Raw genomic sequence first — 21,949 nt, 5'->3', positions numbered from 1 at the left:
TATGAATAAAATTTATTTATTTGGTTTTTTATTTCTTTTTATAAGCTGCAATAGTGCTAAAGACGGAATTAATAAAAAATTATTAGATTCAGTATGTGAGATACATGTGCAAAATAGAACTCCAGATAGTTTTGGAGGTATTGAGGAGTATAGAATTAAGGACAAAAAAGAAATAGTCTCACTTTGTACAGAATTATTATCCTTGAAAGAAGAAAATGATTTACAAACAAGACCCTATGAAGGAACTATTGTTATAGAGTTTATGAAAAAAGATCAATATGGAGTGGGAGAATATATTAATTTACTTTCAACGGGTATTATCTTAAAGCCCAATAGTGAATATTATATTACTAATTCAAGAGGACAATATGTGTCAGATCATTTTTTAGCTAGAATTCTAAAGTATTTGGAGATAGATGAAAGTAAAGTTTCTGCATTAGATGAGTATCGAAGAAATAAGAGGATTTCTAAATAACCCTGTCTTGTCCTGAAATAGGTTTACACAAAAAGTGTAAAAAAAAATAAATAGAATTAACAGCGAATAGTTTCTAAACTAGGAGATTTTGATTCTTACGGCGCCGATCCAAGACGTTTAGAAAAAGCAGGAGAATCATTTTCAGGTGTGAAAGTAAATTATGAAACAAAGTATAAAAAGGCATTAGAAACAGTTAAAGCAAATTATGCTTCTTTTGAAGTTCCTTATTATGGTTTAGATAACAATGATTATGTAAATGGTGTGGGATTCTGCTGTAATCCTTCTGGAGAATCTGCTTCAAATTCTAGCGCAACTGGAAAATTTAGTGCAACAGCTAAAAACGACAATGCCGAATTGCAGCAATTTTATTATCATCCCGATCATTTGGGCAGTTCGTCTTATTTGACTAAATTTAGATGGCGAGGTTGTGCAGCATGTGAAGTTTGTTCCTTTCGGAGAGGTTTTCCTGGAAGAGAAAAATGCTAAGTGGAATACACCGTATTTGTTTACTTCGAAAGAGCTGGACAAAGAGACTGGGCTTTACTATTTCGGGGCAAGATATCAATATCCTAAATTAGGGATTTTTATATCTGTCGATCCATTGGCGGAAGAATACCCAGGAATCAGTTCTTACACTTACGCGCTAAATAATCCTGTTAAGTTTATTGATCCTTCGGGAGTGAATGCTCAACTGATTATGTAGATGAAAACGGGAATATGCTCTTGCATACAAAAGATGGCAGTAATGCTGTAATTACGGTGCCAAGAGGAAAAGAAGATGCATTTGCTAAATCTGTTCAAGGAACTAGAAATAAGGATTTACTTGATACTAAAGAATGGAATTTTACTGCTAAAATTATCTTATAGGTAATTGGAGCACCATGCCCTCCAGAATATCCTCTAGCTGGTGGAGGTTGTTGCTTTGCAGATTAGTTATTTGTAAAAAATAGTTGTTTTAAAAGCTGAGATTTTATGATTTTTTATAATTCAAAAAAGTCTTCAGGCTACCCTTCAAACAAGTAAAACAAAAGTATAATAAAAAAAAGCTTCAGAGAAATCTGAAGCTTTTGTCTTAGTAGCGGGAACAGGACTCCAGCCTTTGTCCGCGTCGGCGGATATGAGCCTTTCGTTCAAATTAATTCAAAAAAAAAAACACCACTTTGTTTAAAGTGGTGTTCTGTTAGTAGCCCTAACGGGACAATTTTCGAACCATTTTACAGATGATTTGACAAGATTGAATGGGACAAAATGACAAATCAGATTTGTGCCAAGGCGTTTAGATTTAATAATTTCAATTTTTCTTAATTAAGCATTAATTGCTGTTTTATGGATCACTCTTAAATTATTTGGTTTAAAAGTACTTAAAATAATATCATTTGGTAACGTGAAAGCTAGGCTTAAATCTTCATCACTAAACCCTATTTCATCTATGTGGAGTTTGTATGCTGTTTTGAATAAACTCGGCTCATCAATGTAGACATTGGCACCTTCATCTTTTCTCATTCCCATTCTACTTAATTCAATATTAAAATAGGTATATCTGTCTTTAGTAATACAATTTAAATCTTTTGCTCTACGAATTATCGATTGAATAGAGGTCAACCAATAATTTTTTAACTCTACTAAGTTGCTTAACCTAAGCCCAATTAATGAATTTCGGATATAATCAGCGGGCATTAAAAATTCGTTAGCAAATTTATCAGCTTCATCTTCACGTTCTTTTTCGGTTCTGTGTTTAGGAATTGGAAAGTAACAATGCATTAAAATATGCCCATATTCGTGAGCTAAAGTTCGACGCTTTCTATCATTACTAAAATTTTTATTAATAATAATTATGGGGTTTCCTTTATCTGTTAAAAAAGAAACACCATCAAATTTTTCATGAGCTTCGATTTCAACAATTATTATTCCTTTATTTTCTAATAGTGTACAGATATCAGCAACAGCATCAGAAGGCATTATTCCTAAAGTTTTTCTTGCATATTTAGCAATGGTTTCAGGTGTGTGTCCTTCCTCAATGTCTAAAGGAAAATGATTAAATTCAGGCCAAGTTATAGAATCAGACATCTGATCTATAATGTAACCAATTAATCTATTTCCATATTCAATTTTCGATTTATCTTTTTTCGTAATAGTTGCTTTTTTCCTATAGTTTGCATTTTCTGGTAGATTTGAAATATTAAGATATAACCAATCCTTAGGAAAATTTAAATATTCAATTATTTTTTCAACCATATCTTCAGAAAGGGTATTGAAACCTTTCTCAAATTTAGAGAGATTGGACTGTGATAGACCAGAAATATTAGAGGCTAATTCTGACTGTGAATAACCTCTATATTCACGCGCAAAAGTTAACTGTCTATAATTAATTTTCATAATTTGGGGTTATTAAATTACATTAGGGAGTGTCGTTGTTTGAAGCTTTCTTTGTAGGCAAGATTTTAACTGCAGGAGATACTTTGATTGCAGGCAATACTTTTTCAATAGCAGGTTTTCTATTAATGTTAAGTCCTAAACTATTTTCAACTGCAGATTCTGTAATCATCCATCTTACTTCATTTTCATCTATGTAAACTAATTTAGGGTCATATATTCCTCCAATTCTGTTTTTTTTATATCCAAATATTAAAATTGGATCAATTGATTTATGTCCATTGTCAAAAAGCGATATTTGCATCTGATTAGAAATTGCGGTGGAATGCAAAGTTTTTATATTCATCGGCTTATTTTTGTTATTTAGCTTTTTAAAAAGTACAGTATAACCATTCGTTCTTAACATGAAACGCTTATATTTTCCAAATTTCCAATTTTTTGGGAAGTGGGACTGAATACATTGAATCATTTTTGAATTTAACAATGATGCTTCTAAAGAAATTACTCTCGATTGAACTGGCGTTTGCATAATCTCTTTACTATAAAGAGAAACTGCTTCATGGTAAGCATCGAACATTTTAGGTAATTCTAAATTTAAATCTAATTTACATTCGTCTTCAGTTGCTGTACGACGTTTAATAGTGTGGTAATCTTCTTGAGCAATTTGTAACATTCTAATAGCATTTAAAAATAATAACACACAAATATATAATTTTTAAATTAAATTGTATATAATTTTTATAAAAAATTGTATCATTTGTTTTTTACTGCATTTTTAGTATAGCATAATAATGCAATTAACGGTTTTCCATAAAATCAAAATATAAATTATTCAAATCTATAAATATGGCTATTTTCGTCTAATTTTTTTATGATCTCCATAATATCGCTATGCGATAAGTTTATATCGTTCAATAAAAAACAATAAATATTAGCATATTCATTATAAATGTTTGTTGCAAAAATTCCTGTATCATCGGAACCAACCACTATTGGGGGAACACTGTGTCCCTCTTTTTCCCATCTTATCCAATTCCATAAGTGATATGTTCCAAAATCTTTGTGTAATCCGATTCTAATATTACTTGTTGGTAAAGTTTCAATTACAATTTCTTTATTATTCATGAATTTAAGTAATCCTAGTTGAAGTTTTTTAATATTATTAATATTAAAAATCCCTTGAGGATCAACATTTATAATTTTATCATATTTTTTTCGATTATATAAATTATGATAAGCAGAAAATAGATCTCTTACCTTCGTATTTTGCGTACCGTGCTTCTTTTGTAAAAAGTTCCATTCATACTCATTAAAAATTGTTGAAATACAGGCATCTTTTTTATCGGTATAAAGTGAATGAATAGGACAGCATTCTCGCATCAGCCAAGCATTTTCAAGATCAAATATAGAATAACTTTGGTCGTAAATTTCATTACTTAAGTGGTCAATTTTATTCAAGATAAACGGAATTAAATCTTTTAATTCATCAATATTTAGTTTTAATATTAAGTGATATGTAAAAACTAGATTGTCTAAATATTCACCTTGAGAAATCAATATGTTTTTACCAACAATTGAAATCCAAAGTTCAGCTGAGATTCCAGAAGCAGTAGCATGACCGATGCGATCCCCATTTTTTAAATGACAAAAAACAATTGCTTCATATATAGCTCTTAATCCAGTAATAATGTGATAAAAATCTTCCCCTGCATGAAATGTAAAGTGTTTAATTCCAGAAGCTCTCATTAATCTAAACGTAGAAGAAAATACTTCTGGAGGGGTATCGAATTCGCTTGATGCTGCATCTACACCTACAACTTTATCTCTGTACTCTTTATGATTTTTTAGTAATAATGCTAGGATTTTCGCTCTTTGCCATATAAGTGAACGTAATCTGCGATGCCTTACAAATTTATCTGGTTTAGTATCTTTTTGTTTTATAAAGTGGGCTATTAGTTTAAGCTCAGGTGCAAGAAATGGTGGATTATCATAATTTTCAATTTGGGAAATTGATATTTTCATTTTTTCCCACCCACGATATATATCATTTATAAATTCGACTAATTTTTTATCAGTTGATTTGGGAGAAAATCTACCTTCTAAAAAACGTATATGTCTAGAATCATTACCATGAAGTTGAAAATATCTTCTTAAAAAGATTTTTTCGCTACTTTCTCTAAGTCCGTTTAGGGTATGTTTCTGGAATTGTTCAAATCCATTTTGGTGCAATTGTTGAACTAATAGTCTATTGGTAAGCCCCAGAATCAGGAGATAAAAATGGAGAAAGCTAGCTAAAGTATCATTCTTGGAAATTGATATTTCTTTAAACAAGAGCGTATACATCAACCCTTCAATAGACATCATATGAGAGTACTTACTTTCTTTTGTTATTAAGGATAAAAATGGATGTAAATAACTTCCAGTGTATAAAGACTCTTCTTGGATTAATTCTCTTAATAAATTGTACTTACTGCGGGTTGGGGTGTTTCTGACCGACTCCGTAGGAAATAGATAATCATAAAAAAAAATTCTTAACCGTTGTGCTGTTTTTAATAATCTAACAAATTTCAAAGGATTTAGAAAGGATGATTCTTGTTCGAATTGTTCTCTAACTTTTTCATTTTTAAATGCATTTACTAGATCTTCATAAATTGAATTTGGATCGTGCAAATAATCTTGCCAAACCAAATCTGTTTCCAAAGTCCCATTTAAATGAATATGAAGATCATGCAAACCTTCTTTTTCCTTCACATAATTGTCTAATTGTGGAATTCTCGGACTTGGTATAGATGTATATTTTGTATTACCAAATATATAATCTTTATAATATTTAATTATTCCATTTTTTGAAGGATATTCATTTTTTGATAATATAGCACTTTGCAAAACTAGTGGAGGAATAAATGTTATGAGTTCTTGCCATTTATTCTGCATGTTAGGTAACACGTACACCCTCTTTTCGAAAACCTCGAGATGTTGGCTCGCGAGATTTGTAATACCGCTCGTGATACAATCAGATAAAGAATTAATTCCGTCAAATGACACTTCTTTAGATAAATGATAGAAATGATCAGGTAAGGATCTATCTTGAGATCTTGCTGATAAAAACATTCTTCTTTTTACATCATTATATTCAACAAACTGCCCATTTAGATAGCATGTTAAAGATTCGTCGTCAATTAATAAAAACCTAAACATTAGATAAGACCCATATCTGACAATCTTTTTCTTAAGTTTCTCATTCTGGTTGAAAATTCTTTGTCATGTTCAAATAATCCAGGGATTACTTCCTTAATGTATTCGTTTCTACTCTTAATAACCGAAAGACTGCTATCTAATTTAAGTGCATTTAAATCAAATTTATTTGTTATAAACATTCTTAGTAATTTTTTCTCATTTCCAATTTTACTTAAATCCCTATTTTTATTATTAAGCTGAGACGACACTTTATTGCTTTTGATTGTAACATTGTTTAACAATTCAGCAATATTATAATCTACAGAAAAATCAAACGAAAAGACACCTGAGCTATATTTTTTTAAATTATCAACTAACCTTGTATCCGTATCTTTTTTTAAATAGATTAAAAAGAGTGGGCATGAAAGAATCCATTTTGAAAGTTTTAATCTTTCACTTTCATAATCTTCCACAATATCATTACACTTTATCAAATTGTGAGTCAAAATTTTATCAGAAAAATTCGTATTACTAATATTTAGAAACCCAGAATTCGTAAGATTCTCGCGTACATCCTCAATTAGAAAAGAATTCAGCAAAGCAACTATCTGAAAGTGAAAAAGATCTCCTAGTAACATATTCTTTGGAAGACCTTCGACAATGTTATTAAGCGCATAAAAAAATCTAGTTGAAATTTTGCCTAATAGATGAGGAGTAACTTTTAGCAAACTTTTAGCTGAACACATCCACTCATATATGAGGGTAGCAAAAATTTCAGTTCCGCTTTCATCATCAATAGAATCTTCCTCATCGAACACACCATCTTCTTTCTCTTCATCATTCTTATGATCATCAGATTTAGAAAAAAGATTGTCATTTGTATTGAAATCAGGAATAGAATAGCTTCTATGTTGCGATAATTCTGTCAATGCTGATTGAATTTTTTTTATTGAAATTACTTTCTCTTCATCCAAAAGAGTAGTTTCATAAAGTTTCAGTAATTCTCCTATTGTTGCAATTAACATATAAACTGAATAATTTACTCTTGACTGATTTTTATTGGTGTAATTTCCAGAAAAAGAAGGGATATATCCTAAAACTGAGATTATAGAGTTATCATTTAGAAAGACATAATCAAGCTTATTTTTATCTTTTTGTTTTGCAGGACCGTTTAATCCCAGCAATTGAGTGAAGAAAACTGTACTATCAGAAAGTTGATTAGATGATTCAAGATAACCATAAATATAAGAATTTATATTTCCTGTTATATCTCGTAATACGCTATCGTTAAATATCCCTGTCTTTTGACATAAATCTTCAATTGAAGCTGTCATATTAATGTTATTATCATTTTGATATGAAATAATATTAAGGATATTTCGAATATATCCAATCTTTATCTGATAATCAAAAACCAAAAAAATATTATCTTCTTGGATACATTTTGACAACAATAAATTTAAAGATAATAAACAAGCATTCATGCTATTATCAGTTGTTGAAGGCTGAAGTTGGTACAAATCTTTTAATCGACGTTCGTTTAAGAGAAGATCTAATATTATTATTATTAAATACTTAGATGTATTATTTGCTAAGTTAACATCAATATCTTTTTCTAAAAGATCAGCCAAAAAGATATCTGTTATGTTTTCGCTATTTTTTCTAGCTTCTGGATCATTATTAAGATGTTCTATTAAAACTGTAATAAATTGTATTTGAGATCTTAAAGGTTGACTAAGCATAAATGTAAGATATACCTCTAATTGATTTGTATTGTAAATTCCAAAAGATTCGAAAATACATCTATATAAATCTTCTATATTATTTTTATTATCCTGTTGAAAGGTTGTATTGGCAATATAAACAGCTGGGGATTTCTTAATTCTTTTCTTTTCTAATAGAGACAAAAGATGTATCCTAAATTTCGGTTGCATTATTTTTTGAAGATACTGAGATTCTAGCTCTGTAACCAGATTATTAAAAAAAGACATTTTTTTTAAGTGTTTACCCTCATATTTTAAGATTTCATCACCAAAATTAGACCATTTCTTTTGACGAATTACTGTAGAATAGAGTTTCAAATCCCCACTTAAAAGCGTAATTAATCTTGAGCTAGTAAAATATTTCCTGATTGTTTCTAATACAGCCCATCCTTTAGTTGCATCAACATCGATATCATCAAAAATGAGCAGGAAAGCTCTTTTGTTAAGAATTTCTAACGAGATTCTCAAAAATTCATCAAAATTCTCTGCGAGATTTAAAGATGCAGTTACTGCTCTGAGACCATTGTCCATTACATATTCAGGATCCTGCCAGCTATCATGATTATAACTTCCAATTCCCTCAATTGAAGGTAAACCTGCGGATAAATGCATCATTTTATTTCGCCATTCTTTTCTTTTGTAATGGCTTTGATCATTTGAACTACATTCCTCTTTGTCTAATTTTAATTCTACAAGTTCTGCAATTACAGAGATTACATTTAAAAATACATGTCCTTTTTCTTCGATTAATGTTGGATCAATAATTTTTAATGCTTGTATTTCAGTACTTTCTTGATAGTACTTCTTAATACTTAATAAAAATGATGTTTTTCCACTACCTCTTGTCCCAAAAATTGTTATAGTATTGTGTAAATATCTTTTGCTGTCCTGACTTAATGGTTCTGGAAATTGACTTCGTATTAATTTTATGGTTTCATTAAATTCATATCGATGGATTAAATTTTCTGTATCGAAATCTTTAGCGTGATTACTTTGATCCAGAATTATGTTTACTTCTTCAGTATTTTTTTTAGTTATCATAAGGTTTCGTTTTCTTTATTTTTAATTTCCAAGCGCCCTATGGCTTGATAAAAGTAACTATATGGTTTTCCGTGATACTTATTTTGTAAAGTAGGTATTTCTTCATCGTGATCATTATTATCTTTTTTTATATCTTCAATTAAGGAAATCTTACGTTTTACTTTATTTAAAAGTTTATTTCTACTTGCATCCAATCTTCTTAGTTGGATACGAGAGTATTTATTATCATTTAATAGTTTGTACCCACTTATCCAACACATCTCATTTTTAAATTTATCATAATTGTAAAGAGTTACTCTTCCTACAGACATTCCTATTAATCTGCTAACAATTGATTCGTATATAATATGTTTTGAGGATCTACGATAAGTATTATTAAGTACATTTTTTAGGTCACCAACCACTTTGTATTGCTTTTTCATCTCTTTGTTAAGGGAACTTTTTCTAACTCTGACGTGTCCTTGATAATGAACCTCATAGCCGACAAATCCAATCCATGGGGATCCACTGTTGATATTTGAATTCCATTGATAGCAATCCTTTGATTTTTCCTCCCAGAATGCCGAAGGATTTTTAAACGGTGGCAATACGGCTGTATGTGGTACCAATTTTTTTTCTTTAAGACCTTCTAAGTATAAACTAAACGCTTTTGCGCATTTATATTTGTCCGGATGCATAATTATCATATCATCACAAAACCTTAAATATAACAAAGAGTTATCCTGATCTTTTAATATTTTTGAGTCAACTTCATTTAATACTGCATTTGCAATTAACCCTGATAATGCGCCTCCTTGCGGAATTCCAATTTTTGCAGAATTCAAACGTTTATAATATCCCTCTTTTAATAAATCATCTGCGACCCAACCAAATTCTCCTTTTTTTATCTTATATTTTTTAAAATAATCTTGATCATTATTTAAAGGAAGAACTTTTCTGTTAAAAGTGTAGGAATCTAAATAATCGTATAAAATTCTTTTAGCATTTTCTATATCTTTAATTGGATATTTAGACAACTCTTTCCTTTGAAAAAGTTTTGTAAAAACTTTTTTTATAACAGAGTGATTTACTGTGTCGTAAAATTTTTGCATATCACATTCAGAAACCCATATTTTCCCTTCGTTAAATTTTTCTCTATACGATACGATTTCCTGTACAGGATCATGATGAGTAGGAGATGCGAAAATCCCATTTATTTTTCTTTTTGCCCGAAATGCAAATGATTGGTCATGAAAAAGCTCGTCTAAAATATTTGTCAAATACCTATTTGTAATGCTTAAAATAATTTTGTCTTTAAGACCGAAAGAGGCAATTGGGCGACAAATGTTATTCTCTGTATCGCTTTGTTGATCCTTTTTTAATTTGGGAATAATTTTAGGAGAACTCAATTTATAACAATCACCGTGTATCGCTTCCTGAATCTCGATTATAAAATCTTTTAATTTAATTAAAAAAAATGCTTCAGGATTATGTTGCTCAAAATATTTGATAGTTATTAATAATGAACGCATATTTTTTTCAGCGGTATTCCGTGGAGATCCATCTTCTTTAAATCTATGTTTTAAACTGGGTTGTTTCCATTTTTTTCTTGGAGGAAATAAATCACACAGAAAAATTTCAGATTTTGAAAGTTTCCGAGCGTGATAATTATAATAAGGATCTTTGGTATGTATATGAATTAAGTGATCAGCATTTCGCTTATGAGCTAATTTGACTCTTAAGCGACAGAGCATTTCTAGAATACTATCATAGTCTGAATATTTATTTAAATCAATCATAATAGAGAGAGAGAAAGAGGTTTCTGAAAATTTAATACTGAACTATTAGAACGACTCCTAACTTTGTCGCGCACAGAGTGACCGTTAATACTTGCGAAAGGTCTATTATTTTCATAATAATTTATCCACCTTAGTTACACACTTTCTCTTCTCTATATCCAACCTCTTTGGCAAAAAAAATAATTGTTGCAAAAGTAAATCCTCCTTGACTATTGGCATAACAATAATTTAACATACTTTCACAATTAAGTTCATCAAATTTATTTTTATCCAATTTACATAACTCTAGAAAATATTTTATTCCTATTTCATAAGTAAAGGTATTAGCTATTGAATATGCTACTTGATACCAATTATTATAACTACTAGTTATTGATAGATTTCTCTTTGTTAAATAACGAATTATAGATACAATTGTGTTACGATTCCTTTGACGATTCCTTTCTTTTGGATTAAATAATTGATCTTTTGATGGATGAGTTAAATAACTATGGTTTAGTCGCGATGTTTTGTTTGATATATATTTAAAATCATTAGAGTTATAAATTACTATAAAAGGTTCATAGAATTCTCTAATATATAGATTTACATCATAAGAAAAAAAACAAAGCCTAGTTATATCGCTACCACTGTTGTCTATTTCTATTTCATATTTATTAGACATATATTCCGAAACTTTTCGGAAAGCATAAGAATGTTTAGAATTAATATCTATATTTTGAAATTCTTCACCATAATTTAAATAAACTAATCCTTTAATTCCATCTTTGGAAGGAGATTCCCAAAATGAAATTATATACGGATCATCAATAAATTTTGATTTTAAACTTGTGAAAATTTCTTTTGACAACTTGTCTATATCAAGTACCAATAGATTATTATAAGTAGATATTGAATTTCTATTTCGAGTTGAGCTAAAAGTCGCAGAAAAAGTAACAGAAGGTAATCTTTTTTTATTTTGATCATATAAATTTTTATCACCATTTTCGAGATAACATCGTAGCTTGTTTATTGCAGTTAGATATTCTCCATCTTTAATTCTTGCAAGACTTTCTTTAACTGTAATATTATTGGAAATTTTGCTCCAAGAATTATTTTGAAATGAAACAATTGTTTTTAATAGCTCTTCTGAATCCCTTTTCATTAGAATAAAATTTAAATATTGCAAAGCATTAATGTATTATTGATTTAATTTGCTTTACCATTTTAAAATAAAATCTAAAAATAGCATAATAGTATTACAAAACATGTAAAAGCAGTTTAAATTTTTTAAATTCCTCTTCGCAATCTTCTTTTTTTCTTTTTTTTAAGTGATTTTGGGATGTAATCATTTGTGTATTTAGCATTTAGTAAAACATCAATTGGATTAGTTTTTAAATAATTTTCTGAATTCAAATTCTGGTTATTTTCTAAAGAAATTGATTTCTGATAGCGTTTTTCATAATGAAGAATGTTTATCGCACAGCTTTCCTGAATTCCTTTTGCACTGAATTCTTTTCCCAGACTGCTTCCGTTGAAAACGGATCTTGTTTTGTGATCAATATAAGTTATTCCATAAAGCTGTCCTTCCTTGCTTTTTCTCAGGATCATGTGAATGCTTTCTCCTTCCAATGCTTTGGATAATTTTTCGGGAGAAAATATGCTTTCACGATAGAAAGCCAGTTTTATGGCATTCTTCACATATTTTTTACAAGACTCTTTCTCTGACTCATTAGACTTAAACTTTCTTTCCAAAAATTTTAAGGTAGGTCTGCTGTAGAATTCGCTGGCTTTTATTGGAACTCCTATCGGTTTAGAATTCTGGTCAAGTATCTTGTAAAGCAGTCCATTGTTTTTAAAAACTCTCGATTCCTCAGTCCCTCTGTCAGCATGAACATTATAGAGGTTTAGAACTGCATTGAGTTCAGGCAGGCTTGAGTATTTATAATCAAATAGAACCTTATTCAAAACTGAATTAATTGCTTTTCTTGACTCTGCTTTTCCATATTCGACTTTGCCGACACTTATCGGTTTTAAAGTGAAAACTTCTTTTTGTTTTCTTCCTTCCGCTTTTACCAGCCCAAATATATCTTCAATTTCTTTTCTTGCAGGTTCTGATTTTTTAACGCCTATCAGATGCAGATCAATTCTATTCCCGTCTCTCTGGATATTATTTGTGACTATGTGCAAATGAGGATGTCCAGCATCATGGTGCTGATAGACTAAATAGGGCTGTTTCCCAAAACCTATTTTTTCCATATAAGTGTCCGCAATTTCAATCAGCTTTTCTTTAGAATGATTTTCCGAGGGATCAAAATTGAGCGATATGTGAACGCTGTTCCGTTTTGTGTTTTCGTTAAGCGAAGACAGGTTTAAAAAACGGTTCAGCTTCTGGGTAAAGCGTAACTTCTCCAATTCCAATGGATAGTTTACGGCATTGATGCACTCAGCCACTCCTTCCTTAACTTTGTTTTCGTTATAGTTGAGAATGCTGTTTATTGAACGACTGGTTTTTATCACTGCAACCATCGCTCAGATATTTTTTGGGTGTGGCTGGAAACTTCTTCCATTTTATCAAAAAGCTTTTTTCTCTGCACTTCAAACAGATAAAGATGCCCTTTAAAGTCGGGAATCATTTTCAGCGTATTTACTTTTCTGGCAATTTGGTTGATGTTGTTTCCAATTGAACGGAGTTCTGAAGAAAGCACGACAGTTTCTTCCATAAGTTCGTCTAATGATTGGTTGCGGTATGTAATTGTGATCGGTCTGCTGAATAAGTGTTTTCGAATATAATCGCTTAATTTTCTGCAGGTGCTTGCCTTGAACTGGCTTTCAATTTTTGCATACTCTTTCTCTGTCAGGCGCAGAGTTATCCTGCGTGATCTGTTTGAACTTTCTCTTTCCATCATTTTTCCTTTTCATTGTTTTCAAACTCTCTTCTTTTAAGATTCTCCACCGCCGAGTTCCGAGGCAATAGGTGGCAAGATAGGCGGTTGTCAGACAACCGTACATCTTGCTGATGTCAGGAACGTGGACATCTTTGGAGATTTTTTAAAAGCAGGCTTCTAATTTAGAAAAAATATTTGAATGTATCATGCGCAAAATATGGTCATGATGGCTGTAGGATGTTATCTTTTAACTATTTACTAAAGAACTCTATAAAAATTGAATGCTCTTAGAAAGAGATTTTGAGAATCATAAAAATATCATTTAATTGAGAGCTCTGCTTTTAGTTGGTCAGTCTGCTTTTTATGTTTCTTTTCCAGCTCTTCAAACTCTTTCACTTTCTTTTTGTAGTAGACCTCTTTTAAATAAATTTCTTCATCAATGCGGGAAAGCTCCTTTTCCAAAATCTTGTTTTTTTCATAGCGATATAAAAAAGATATAAGTGTGAAGAATAAAAGGCTTAAAAGAATTACAAAAAGAATTTTGGGACGATTCATAAGTAAATGAATTATTGAATTAGAAATCGTTTGTTTTTATTAGTGATAAATATATAGTAAAATTTTTAATTTACTGTAATACATGTGTTTAGAATTAGGTGTGTCTCGATTGAAAATTTTTTTAAAAGAAAAAGGGAAAAAAGAAAGCAGTCTTCAATTGGACAGTCAGACAGTTGAAGTGCTATAAGTCCCGAAGGGCATTTTTTGAGGAACGAAGAAAAATGTTATGCGCACTTCCCTGGCTGTGTCCAATTTTCTTGCGTTCCTTTTTTGCTTTTCAATTAAATATAATCAATTTTAGCTTCAGTGATTTCGTCAATTAATTCAAAAAGTATAATAAAATCTTTAAAAATATTAGCATCTGTCAGTTTTCTTATTTCTTTCGATATAGTATTTTTTTTGCCGTCAATAATAGTATAAAGCCCGTCAATAGGAGTGTACTTAATTGCATTAAGTTCAGCTAGTAGCTCATATGGTAAATAGTGTTCAATTTCAAAGAAATTAAATTTCTGGTCTTTTTGTAGAAAAAGTATTTTACTTTCCGTTATTGGCAGTAGTATAGCATATATGTTTGCATTAATATGTTTTTTGACAGTTCCGCTCTTATAGTCTTTAAAAGTGTCTTTTGCCAACATATTAAATTCTTTCAATCCTTCCTCATCATGGTCGAAGATTCCAATTATTGTTTCATCATCTCTTATAACGCTATAAGATGACATCAATGTTTTATTTACTTCCCTCGCGCCACCGCTGGTATTTCCAGATGGTCTAACACTCCAGTATGGCTGGTCACCATTTGTTAAAGTTATAAATGCATGTTCTATAATTTCAGCATCAGTAATACCTTCCGTTACTATTTTTATTTTTTTTGAAGCTGAAATTTTATCATAGGGAGAAAATCTTAATTTACTTGCTGGGGTATCGAGCAAATATTTGGTCTGGGGTGCCATTTTTTTGTACTCTCTTTTAACTTCTTTTTTAACTTCTTGAAGACTCCCTTTGTGCATTAAATTAATTGATATCTCTGAAATTATAGTTAAAATGTTATCTTCTAAAAGGGGGGATTTAAAAATAAGGCTTTCAATTTCATTTGCTTCATTTATTCTGTTTGAATTAAGGGTTAAGGCAATCGCTAGTGCCTTATATCCTTCGCTTGTTTCTGTTGGATTACTGCAGTAATTATCTAATATTTGTTTAAAGGACAGTTTAAGTGGCTCTCTTAAAGTACCCGAATTGAAATTTTCATAAAAGAAGACTAAATTCATCATCCATATAATTGGTAATTTGAAAGATTTAAATAATACAGCATCATCTGACGACAATTTCAAGAAGGTTTCAAGTGCTCTGATGTTTAATTCAAGCGCAATTTCTATTGTCTTTTTTCTTAAGTTATTGTCAGTTTGATACAGTGCTTGTAACAAATAACCAGCACCACTAATGCCAGAAAAATAATCGTTTATATTTTTGGATGATAGAAGTTTCTTATTTATCTCTGTTAAAAATGCTAGCATATCCTTTGAATTTCCAGCATAAAAAACTGCAGAGTTTTGCCAATTTAAGTCAAAGAAATTTTCTATATATGAATTTTCCTCTGTTCTCTGATGCTTAAAAATTTCTAAAGCAGCATAATATTCCATGAAAGAATTGTGATTAAATGCGACATAGGTATTATTTTTCAAATACAGTACACCAGTATTTTCAACTAAATAAGTTAGCACATCAATAAGAGAGCCTTTTTTTAAAGGTATTGTTTTGGACTTATAATATTCAGAAAAATATTCAATGAACTCATTCATTGTCATTGGTTTATGTTCTTTTCTTTTTAATATTTCTAACGCATATAATGACAGAATTCTTTCTTTAAATGAGATATCTATAAACTCGATTCTGGTAGATACTACAGCTTTACCCAATAGTAAAGAATTGAAGTTGTCATAAATATCAGTTATTGTTGCAGGTATTTCTAGATCATTTTCTTCATATAAAATAGATATTAATGATAAAGATAGAGGGGTAATAGGTAATTTTTCAATTATTCGATTTTCTTTGAGTGCCTCTAATAATTTTTCGGCTCTTGAATTTTCATCTAAGAAAAACTTTTTAACAAATTGCTCTATTTGTTGATTGTTGAATCTAGCAATAGTAAATGTATTGTATTTACTGAGCTGGTCAAATGACACAGATTTATCTGTACTTCTTGTGGCAAGAACAAACTTTATATTGTTTTGATTAAATAAATCGTCTAATTGTTTAATAATCAATTTCTGATTACTGCTTTCAAACTCATCAATGCTATCAGTTAGAATTACAATATCATAATCATTCAGTACTGATTCCAGATCGGATTTGAAATATTTGGTAATTTTTTGATTCAAAAGATCTTTTAAATCAAAATTCGACTCGTAAATATCAGTGGCTGAAATAAATATTGGTAAACATTTTCTAATGTTATCTTGATTTTTCTTTATAATTGTTTCTCCAATTCTTTTTAGTAAGGTTGATTTGCCAGCTCCAGCTTCGCCACTTAAAAGGAATGGTTTTTTTTCTTTAATAATTGTTTCAATATTTACGGATTTGCGAAGTGGATTTTTCGTTTCCTTCTCTTCATAGAACTGATGGATTTTAGGTTCTATAAAAATGTCTAATAATTTTTGATATTTATCACTAAATACCTTAAGCGTTTTAAGTTCGGAATCATGGAGTAAAGAGGTACAGTAGTCTCTCTCATAATCTAATAAATTGACGTCATCATGCTTCCAAAAATCTGGAAAAAATTTGTCTACGTATTCAATTAGCTGATCTCTTCCTAAAAATGAAAAATTTGTAGTTGCTTCACTTGCAATTAATGAATTTTCGAATCCTTTTGAAATATGGAAAGGTGATATTATGAAGACAGTGTTAAATTTATACTTGTCCGTAATGTTAGTAATTTTGTCTATTATTGAAATCAAATCAATATTTCCAGATAACTGTTCTGACAAGTAAATAAAACCATGCAAATCATTTTTCATTGGTCCTTTCAAACTACCTGTTGTAAAAGAAGATTTGGTAGAAATTTCTATGTACGACATTCTATCCAGCAATTTCTCCACTAAAATTTGTAGAGACTCTATATTTAGAGATTCAATTTTTTCAATTTTTTGGTTTATTGTCATCTGGTAATTTGCTCATTAAAATTTTAAACATTGTCTTTTATCATTAAATAAAAAGGATTGCCACTATAGGCAATCCTTTTTATTATAATATATATCTAAATAACATATTATTTACTATTTAGTAATTTTTCCAAATACTCAATTTTGTCTTGTTCAGATTTTAGTAACCTTTCGTAAAGCTTTTTATTTTCTTCATAAACTTCAACTAGTTTGTCAAGAGGATTGAAAGTACAACTGTATGCATTTCCATTAACAACATTACTATCATTGTAGGTATTACCAATAATATTTAAAACGGCTTCTTCTGAGAAATTCTTAATTGCTTCCACGCTTACTCCCAAAGCTTTTGCCACTTCTTTTAATTTTTCATCATCTATTTCTTCACTATTTTCTAATATCGAAACAGTCTGCTGGTTTGTTCCCATAGCCTGCGCCAATGCTTCCTGCTTCATGTCTTTCAGTTCACGGATACGGCTGATTTTACGCCCCATGTGGCTTTGTTTTGTTAATGTGCTCATAGCTCAAAGATAATAATTAAGAATAAAAATGCGCGATTCATGTATGATACAAAAAATCCCATGTACGGTACGGTAAAATTTGATACGGTACGGTACCAGTAATTGCTTACTTGCCTGTGTGTTAAACAAAAATACAATTTTTCACACAAGTATTAACTAAAATAAGTAAAATTATGAAAACAATTGACAACTTAGGATTGCAGACAGTGAGCGGTATTATTACTGACTGCATAAGTACAGGCAGTATATACTGCTTTGGAGAAAAAAAACACTTTGACGCAGTTGAAAACCCTTTTCAGGAATCTGTTTCTGGAGAAAAAGCGCATACTCATTATTATCTGCTGGTTTTAACGGATGAATATATTATAAATGCCGTTGCAGATATCAGCGATATAATAAAGCACAAAACTGAAGGCCGTTACACGGCAACACTATTATTTTATAAAACAAAATTCAATCATTCTCTCACACACAACCAATTGTATTTTTATCATCAGGTTGTGACAAGAGGCTATAAGGCGTATGAACGTGAAAATTCGCCTTTAAATATTTCCTTTGAGGAGGCTCCTGATTTTAAAATCAAAAGAATAAAGTCATACTGGAAAAATAGAAATATAATCGCTGAGAGCTATTTGGCAGGCGTAAGCCAGCTTGATTACACCAGTACTGGATTTGTTCAGGAATCTATGTATCATATTGCTGTAGAGCAAATATGCTTGGGACTTATCAGTGTGTTTTTAGGATATTATCCCGATCATTTTTCACTGCCGTATTTATTTGAAATATGCGAAATATTTACTCCTTTAACTTCTGATATCTTCCCACGAACTACTAGCGAGGATAAAGCGATGTTTGACCTGTTAAAAACAAATCCCGCTTCGCTACGCTGGAGCAGTGTGAAAAAATCCTCTTTAGTGGATATAGAACTTCTAGAGAAAAGATGTGATGTTTTTTATGCAAAAGCTACTGAGATTGCAGAGGCGGAATTACTGCGACAAGAAAGCCTGTGTGCTGTTGAATAGTAAAAGCAGAAGTTATGTACTGTAATATTCTAACCCATAAAGAACATCCCAGATATAGGGCTGTAAAGAAAATGGCAAAACTTCTTTTGGAATTTGTCGAAGCTGACTGCATTTATTTTTCTGAATCAGATTTAGAATCAAAAATCGGGATTATGTCTTTAGTGATAAGCAGAGAAAGTGAACATTATTATGACGATGTCAATGACCATTTATGGAAAGTAATCCAGAATCATACTGAGTTTGTATTCTGTTTTTTTAACAGGGACTGCATAAAAGATGAATTGAAAAGAGGAAACCTCTTTTTTATTCTAAACTGCGGAGAAACTGATCTTATATATATAAATGACGGGCAGAAGCCCGTTATGGATATAAAAAACATAAAACTAAAGCGTATTATAAAGCAGACAAAGAAGAGATACCGAATGTGGAGATCGGAAGCAGTTACAATCGGCAGAGATTTCAAGTATCATCATAATAATGATAATCTCTTAATGGCATTTTATGTTCTTCATCAGCAGTTCAGGTATATGTTCATAAATGTTTCATGGCTTTTGACAGGGGAATGGATTCCTCATGAAAGCATAGCTGACCAGCAGGAACATGTCGGTGCATTTAAAAGCTCATTCGGAAATGTATTTGATGTAAATATTGAAAAAGAAAAGGATGCCTTAGAGAAGATGGACTCTGCCCGTAAAGCTGTGCAGTGGGGAGAACATGCTGAGGCTTTTGATATTGAGAGTGCGGATTATGTAAATGAGAAACTGCAATGGATGAAAAAGGAAATTGAAACAGTTTTTCTGGAGAAGATAGAAAAAGCTAAAGAAATATTCAATAATCATGGAAACAGATGAAATCGTAAAACTGAAAAAAATTGGAATGTTAAGCGAAAGACTGCTTAACACTCTAAAACCCGCCGAGGATAAAAGAGGGATGTATATTGCAGAGATCAGGGTATATGATTATTATGAACTGGCTTCTATTATAAAAAACCTGATGAAATTATGTATTACGGCAGTGCATTATGACAGCGTAGAAGTTCCTCCTACGATTGCAAATAAACATATTGATGTTGGGCTGATACTTGGGATTGCACTTCAGCTATTCCCAACAGACGAGTTTGAACTTATAAATGAAATAAGTGATTTATATAATAATCAAAATGATGAAATCAAACCAGAATCTTAAAATTATAAACAGTTTTCATGTACATATTATGTCCATGACATTGACTGATGAGCCTATTATCTTTGTATGATTTGTAAATTAATTGAGTGATGATAAGTAAATTTTACTTATGTAAGTCAATTAGTTAGGTCTTATATTTGTGTTTATCCCCACCATATTTTGATCAGGATAGAATGAAAAAAGTTTTTTAACTTTAGAGCGGACAGTGATTGTGGAACAAAAAAGACCGAGACTCGGTCTTTTTTTAATGAAGAGGAATTTCAAATGGAGAAGGATGGAAGAGAAGAAAGAGGGAAAATGACGGCAGAAAAAACAAAGAAAATGCTGAAAGATGAAGGAGTGGAAGTAACGCTGGAACAGGCGAGAATGATTTTAGAATTTTTAAGAAAACTGGCAAACATGGCAGTTTCAAATTATTTAAAGAAAAAAGATGAGAAAAATAGCAGACCTATACGTGAGAGTGAGTACCGATGAGCAGGCAGACAGGGGCTACTCACAAAGAAATCAGGAAGAAATGCTTCGCAAGTACTGCGATATAAATGCAGTTGAAGTTAGGCATGTAATTTATGAAGACCATTCGGCAAAGACATTCAACCGTCCGCAGTGGAAGAGACTGCTTTCGGATCTGAAGAAACATAAGAACAAGACAGATCTTCTGCTGTTTACCAAATGGGATAGGTTCAGCAGGAATGCTGGAGATGCATACCAGATGATAAGTATGCTTAGAAAATTGGGAGTTGAGCCTCAGGCAATAGAACAGCCTTTAGATCTTTCTATACCCGAGAATAAAATGATGCTGGCTTTTTATCTGGCTGCACCTGAGGTGGAAAATGACAGAAGAGCCCTGAATACTTTTCACGGCATGAGAAGGGCGAGAAAAGAGGGGAGGTATATGGGAATTGCACCCATTGGTTATATTAACCGAGTAAAAGAAGACGGAACAAAATATATTGCATTCGACCAGCCAGAAGCTTCTATTTTAAAATGGGCTTTTGAAGAACTTTCCAAAGGGATATTCAATACGGAACAGGTGCTCCACATGGCAAAAGAAAAGGGGCTTAAAGCAGGCAAAAACCATTTCTGGAGGGCGATCCGCAATCCGCTTTACTGCGGTAAGATCGAAGTTCCTAAATATAAGGATGAGGAACGAACTTTAGTGAGAGGACAGCATGAAGCTTTAATATCTGAAATGCTTTTCTATAAAGTTCAGGACGTGCTTGACGGAAGATCCCGTAAATATCTTCCAAAGGCTCTTTCTGCCAAACCTTTTCCGCTGAGGGGATTTTTTATATGTCCCGACTGCGGAAAAATACTGACAGGTAGCATATCAAAAGGACGTCATAAATATTATCCTTATTACCACTGCAGTTCAGGATGCAGATACAGGATAAATTCGGAAACAGCCAATGAGATATTTATACAGAACTTAAAAAAGTATGTGCCGATTCCCGAAATCAAAAATATTTACGCCAATGTTATAGGCGACTGTTATAAGGAACAGATCAAAGATGTCTTGGAAGAAAAAAATAAAATCATAAGCCAGATCAAAGATTATGAAACCAGAATCTCAAATGCGAGAGATCTTCTTGCAACAAAACAGATTGAAGCTTCTGACTACCGAGATATGAAATCAGATTACGGAGAGATGCTAAGAAGGCTTGAACTTAAATTATCTGGCATTGATGATGAGAATAAAGATATAGAAGAGCTTTTAAAAGCGGGAGTGGAGAACCTGATGAAGCTTAATGAATATTATGAAAATGGCAACTGGATTGAATCGAGAGATTTGTTAGGTTCGATTTTTCCTGAGAATTTCACGATCTCAGAAAACGGTTTTCGAACCGCAAGAGTAAACGAAGTGGTGCATCTCATCTACAGTATTAACAGGCTGATAGGGCTAAATAAAAAAGGGACAAAGAAGAAATTTTCTTCTTTGTCCCAATTAGTAGCGGGAACAGGACTCGAACCTGTGACCTTCGGGTTATGAGCCCGACGAGCTGCCTACTGCTCTATCCCGCGATGTTTCGGGTGCAAAGATAC

The 21,949-nt window shown here is 31.3% G+C and carries 20 protein-coding genes and 1 tRNA gene; 9 read left to right on the top strand and 12 right to left on the bottom strand.

The genetic code is table 11. The features are described from left to right. The first annotated feature begins 1 nt into the window (after position 1). The 4 genes from AC3E9W_RS21595 to AC3E9W_RS21580 all read left to right on the top strand — a co-directional run bounded on the left by AC3E9W_RS21595 (position 2) and on the right by AC3E9W_RS21580 (position 1,342). Entirely contained in the window at positions 2-475 is a 474-nt protein-coding gene (locus AC3E9W_RS21595; protein ID WP_488769989.1) for a hypothetical protein, read from the top strand. A 147-nt stretch (positions 476-622) separates the two neighbouring features. After that, positions 623-961, top strand: coding sequence for a hypothetical protein (locus AC3E9W_RS21590; RefSeq protein ID WP_488769988.1), 339 nt, complete (start codon positions 623-625; stop codon positions 959-961). Next, complete coding sequence (locus AC3E9W_RS21585) at positions 903-1,178, top strand: RHS repeat domain-containing protein (RefSeq protein ID WP_488769987.1); 276 nt, start codon at positions 903-905, stop codon at positions 1,176-1,178. The genes AC3E9W_RS21590 and AC3E9W_RS21585 overlap by 59 nt, the downstream gene beginning before the upstream one ends. 14 nt (positions 1,179-1,192) lie before the next feature. Beyond that, positions 1,193-1,342 carry a hypothetical protein gene (locus AC3E9W_RS21580; RefSeq protein ID WP_488769986.1) on the top strand — a complete coding sequence of 50 codons (150 nt, stop codon included), beginning with the start codon at positions 1,193-1,195 and terminating at the stop codon, positions 1,340-1,342. Positions 1,343-1,780: 438 nt separating this feature from the next. On the opposite strand, the gene AC3E9W_RS21575 is transcribed toward AC3E9W_RS21580, so the two are convergent. The 11 genes from AC3E9W_RS21575 to AC3E9W_RS21525 all read right to left on the bottom strand — a co-directional run bounded on the left by AC3E9W_RS21575 (position 1,781) and on the right by AC3E9W_RS21525 (position 17,702). After that, positions 1,781-2,851: a helix-turn-helix domain-containing protein gene (locus AC3E9W_RS21575; protein ID WP_488769985.1), complete on the bottom strand. Its 1,071-nt coding sequence runs from the start codon at positions 2,849-2,851 to the stop codon at positions 1,781-1,783. Positions 2,852-2,873: 22 nt separating this feature from the next. Then, complete coding sequence (locus AC3E9W_RS21570) at positions 2,874-3,521, bottom strand: hypothetical protein (protein ID WP_488769984.1); 648 nt, start codon at positions 3,519-3,521, stop codon at positions 2,874-2,876. Positions 3,522-3,676: 155 nt separating this feature from the next. Then, a complete protein-coding gene (locus AC3E9W_RS21565; protein ID WP_488769983.1) occupies positions 3,677-5,782 on the bottom strand; it encodes a hypothetical protein in 2,106 nt (701 codons plus the stop codon). 263 nt (positions 5,783-6,045) lie between these two features. After that, the gene (locus AC3E9W_RS21560; protein ID WP_488769982.1) at positions 6,046-8,829 is read right to left on the bottom strand and encodes a hypothetical protein; all 2,784 of its coding nucleotides are present in this window, start codon (positions 8,827-8,829) and stop codon (positions 6,046-6,048) included. Beyond that, positions 8,826-10,607 (bottom strand): reverse transcriptase domain-containing protein, encoded by a 1,782-nt coding sequence (locus tag AC3E9W_RS21555; RefSeq protein WP_488769981.1) that lies wholly within the window; start codon positions 10,605-10,607, stop codon positions 8,826-8,828. Before AC3E9W_RS21555 ends, AC3E9W_RS21560 begins: the two co-directional genes overlap by 4 nt. A 130-nt stretch (positions 10,608-10,737) precedes the next feature. Continuing rightward, positions 10,738-11,751 (bottom strand): BT4734/BF3469 family protein, encoded by a 1,014-nt coding sequence (locus tag AC3E9W_RS21550; RefSeq protein ID WP_488769980.1) that lies wholly within the window; start codon positions 11,749-11,751, stop codon positions 10,738-10,740. A gap of 125 nt (positions 11,752-11,876) precedes the next feature. After that, positions 11,877-13,115 carry a relaxase/mobilization nuclease domain-containing protein gene (locus AC3E9W_RS21545; protein ID WP_488769979.1) on the bottom strand — a complete coding sequence of 413 codons (1,239 nt, stop codon included), beginning with the start codon at positions 13,113-13,115 and terminating at the stop codon, positions 11,877-11,879. Next, on the bottom strand, positions 13,103-13,495 hold the full coding sequence (locus tag AC3E9W_RS21540; RefSeq protein WP_488769978.1) for a plasmid mobilization protein: 393 nt from the start codon (positions 13,493-13,495) through the stop codon (positions 13,103-13,105). The genes AC3E9W_RS21545 and AC3E9W_RS21540 overlap by 13 nt, the downstream gene beginning before the upstream one ends. A 297-nt stretch (positions 13,496-13,792) precedes the next feature. After that, positions 13,793-14,029, bottom strand: a complete 237-nt coding sequence (locus AC3E9W_RS21535) for a hypothetical protein (RefSeq protein WP_488769977.1) — start codon at positions 14,027-14,029, stop codon at positions 13,793-13,795. A 281-nt stretch (positions 14,030-14,310) separates the two neighbouring features. After that, positions 14,311-17,184: an NACHT domain-containing protein gene (locus AC3E9W_RS21530; protein ID WP_488769976.1), complete on the bottom strand. Its 2,874-nt coding sequence runs from the start codon at positions 17,182-17,184 to the stop codon at positions 14,311-14,313. A 107-nt stretch (positions 17,185-17,291) separates the two neighbouring features. Continuing rightward, positions 17,292-17,702 (bottom strand): helix-turn-helix domain-containing protein, encoded by a 411-nt coding sequence (locus tag AC3E9W_RS21525; RefSeq protein ID WP_488769975.1) that lies wholly within the window; start codon positions 17,700-17,702, stop codon positions 17,292-17,294. A 173-nt stretch (positions 17,703-17,875) separates the two neighbouring features. Here AC3E9W_RS21525 and AC3E9W_RS21520 point away from each other — a divergent pair, with 173 nt between their 5' ends. From AC3E9W_RS21520 to AC3E9W_RS21500, 5 genes are all read left to right on the top strand, one after another. Then, the gene (locus tag AC3E9W_RS21520; protein ID WP_488769974.1) at positions 17,876-18,724 is read left to right on the top strand and encodes a hypothetical protein; all 849 of its coding nucleotides are present in this window, start codon (positions 17,876-17,878) and stop codon (positions 18,722-18,724) included. A 14-nt stretch (positions 18,725-18,738) separates the two neighbouring features. Next, positions 18,739-19,575 (top strand): hypothetical protein, encoded by an 837-nt coding sequence (locus AC3E9W_RS21515; RefSeq protein WP_488769973.1) that lies wholly within the window; start codon positions 18,739-18,741, stop codon positions 19,573-19,575. Beyond that, entirely contained in the window at positions 19,562-19,909 is a 348-nt protein-coding gene (locus AC3E9W_RS21510) for a hypothetical protein (protein WP_488769972.1), read from the top strand. Before AC3E9W_RS21515 ends, AC3E9W_RS21510 begins: the two co-directional genes overlap by 14 nt. Positions 19,910-20,173: 264 nt before the next feature. Beyond that, positions 20,174-20,383: a hypothetical protein gene (locus AC3E9W_RS21505; RefSeq protein WP_488769971.1), complete on the top strand. Its 210-nt coding sequence runs from the start codon at positions 20,174-20,176 to the stop codon at positions 20,381-20,383. Further along, on the top strand, positions 20,340-21,896 hold the full coding sequence (locus tag AC3E9W_RS21500) for a recombinase family protein (protein WP_488770006.1): 1,557 nt from the start codon (positions 20,340-20,342) through the stop codon (positions 21,894-21,896). Before AC3E9W_RS21505 ends, AC3E9W_RS21500 begins: the two co-directional genes overlap by 44 nt. Here AC3E9W_RS21500 and AC3E9W_RS21495 read toward each other — a convergent pair. After that, a tRNA-Met gene (locus AC3E9W_RS21495) sits at positions 21,856-21,928 on the bottom strand. The genes AC3E9W_RS21500 and AC3E9W_RS21495 overlap by 41 nt on opposite strands. Positions 21,929-21,949: the final 21 nt, after the last annotated feature.

This window comes from Flavobacterium sp. 38 (assembly GCF_057799715.1).
Note: the sequence above shows the minus strand (reverse complement) of the source record. Positions and strands in the feature narration are given on the sequence as shown.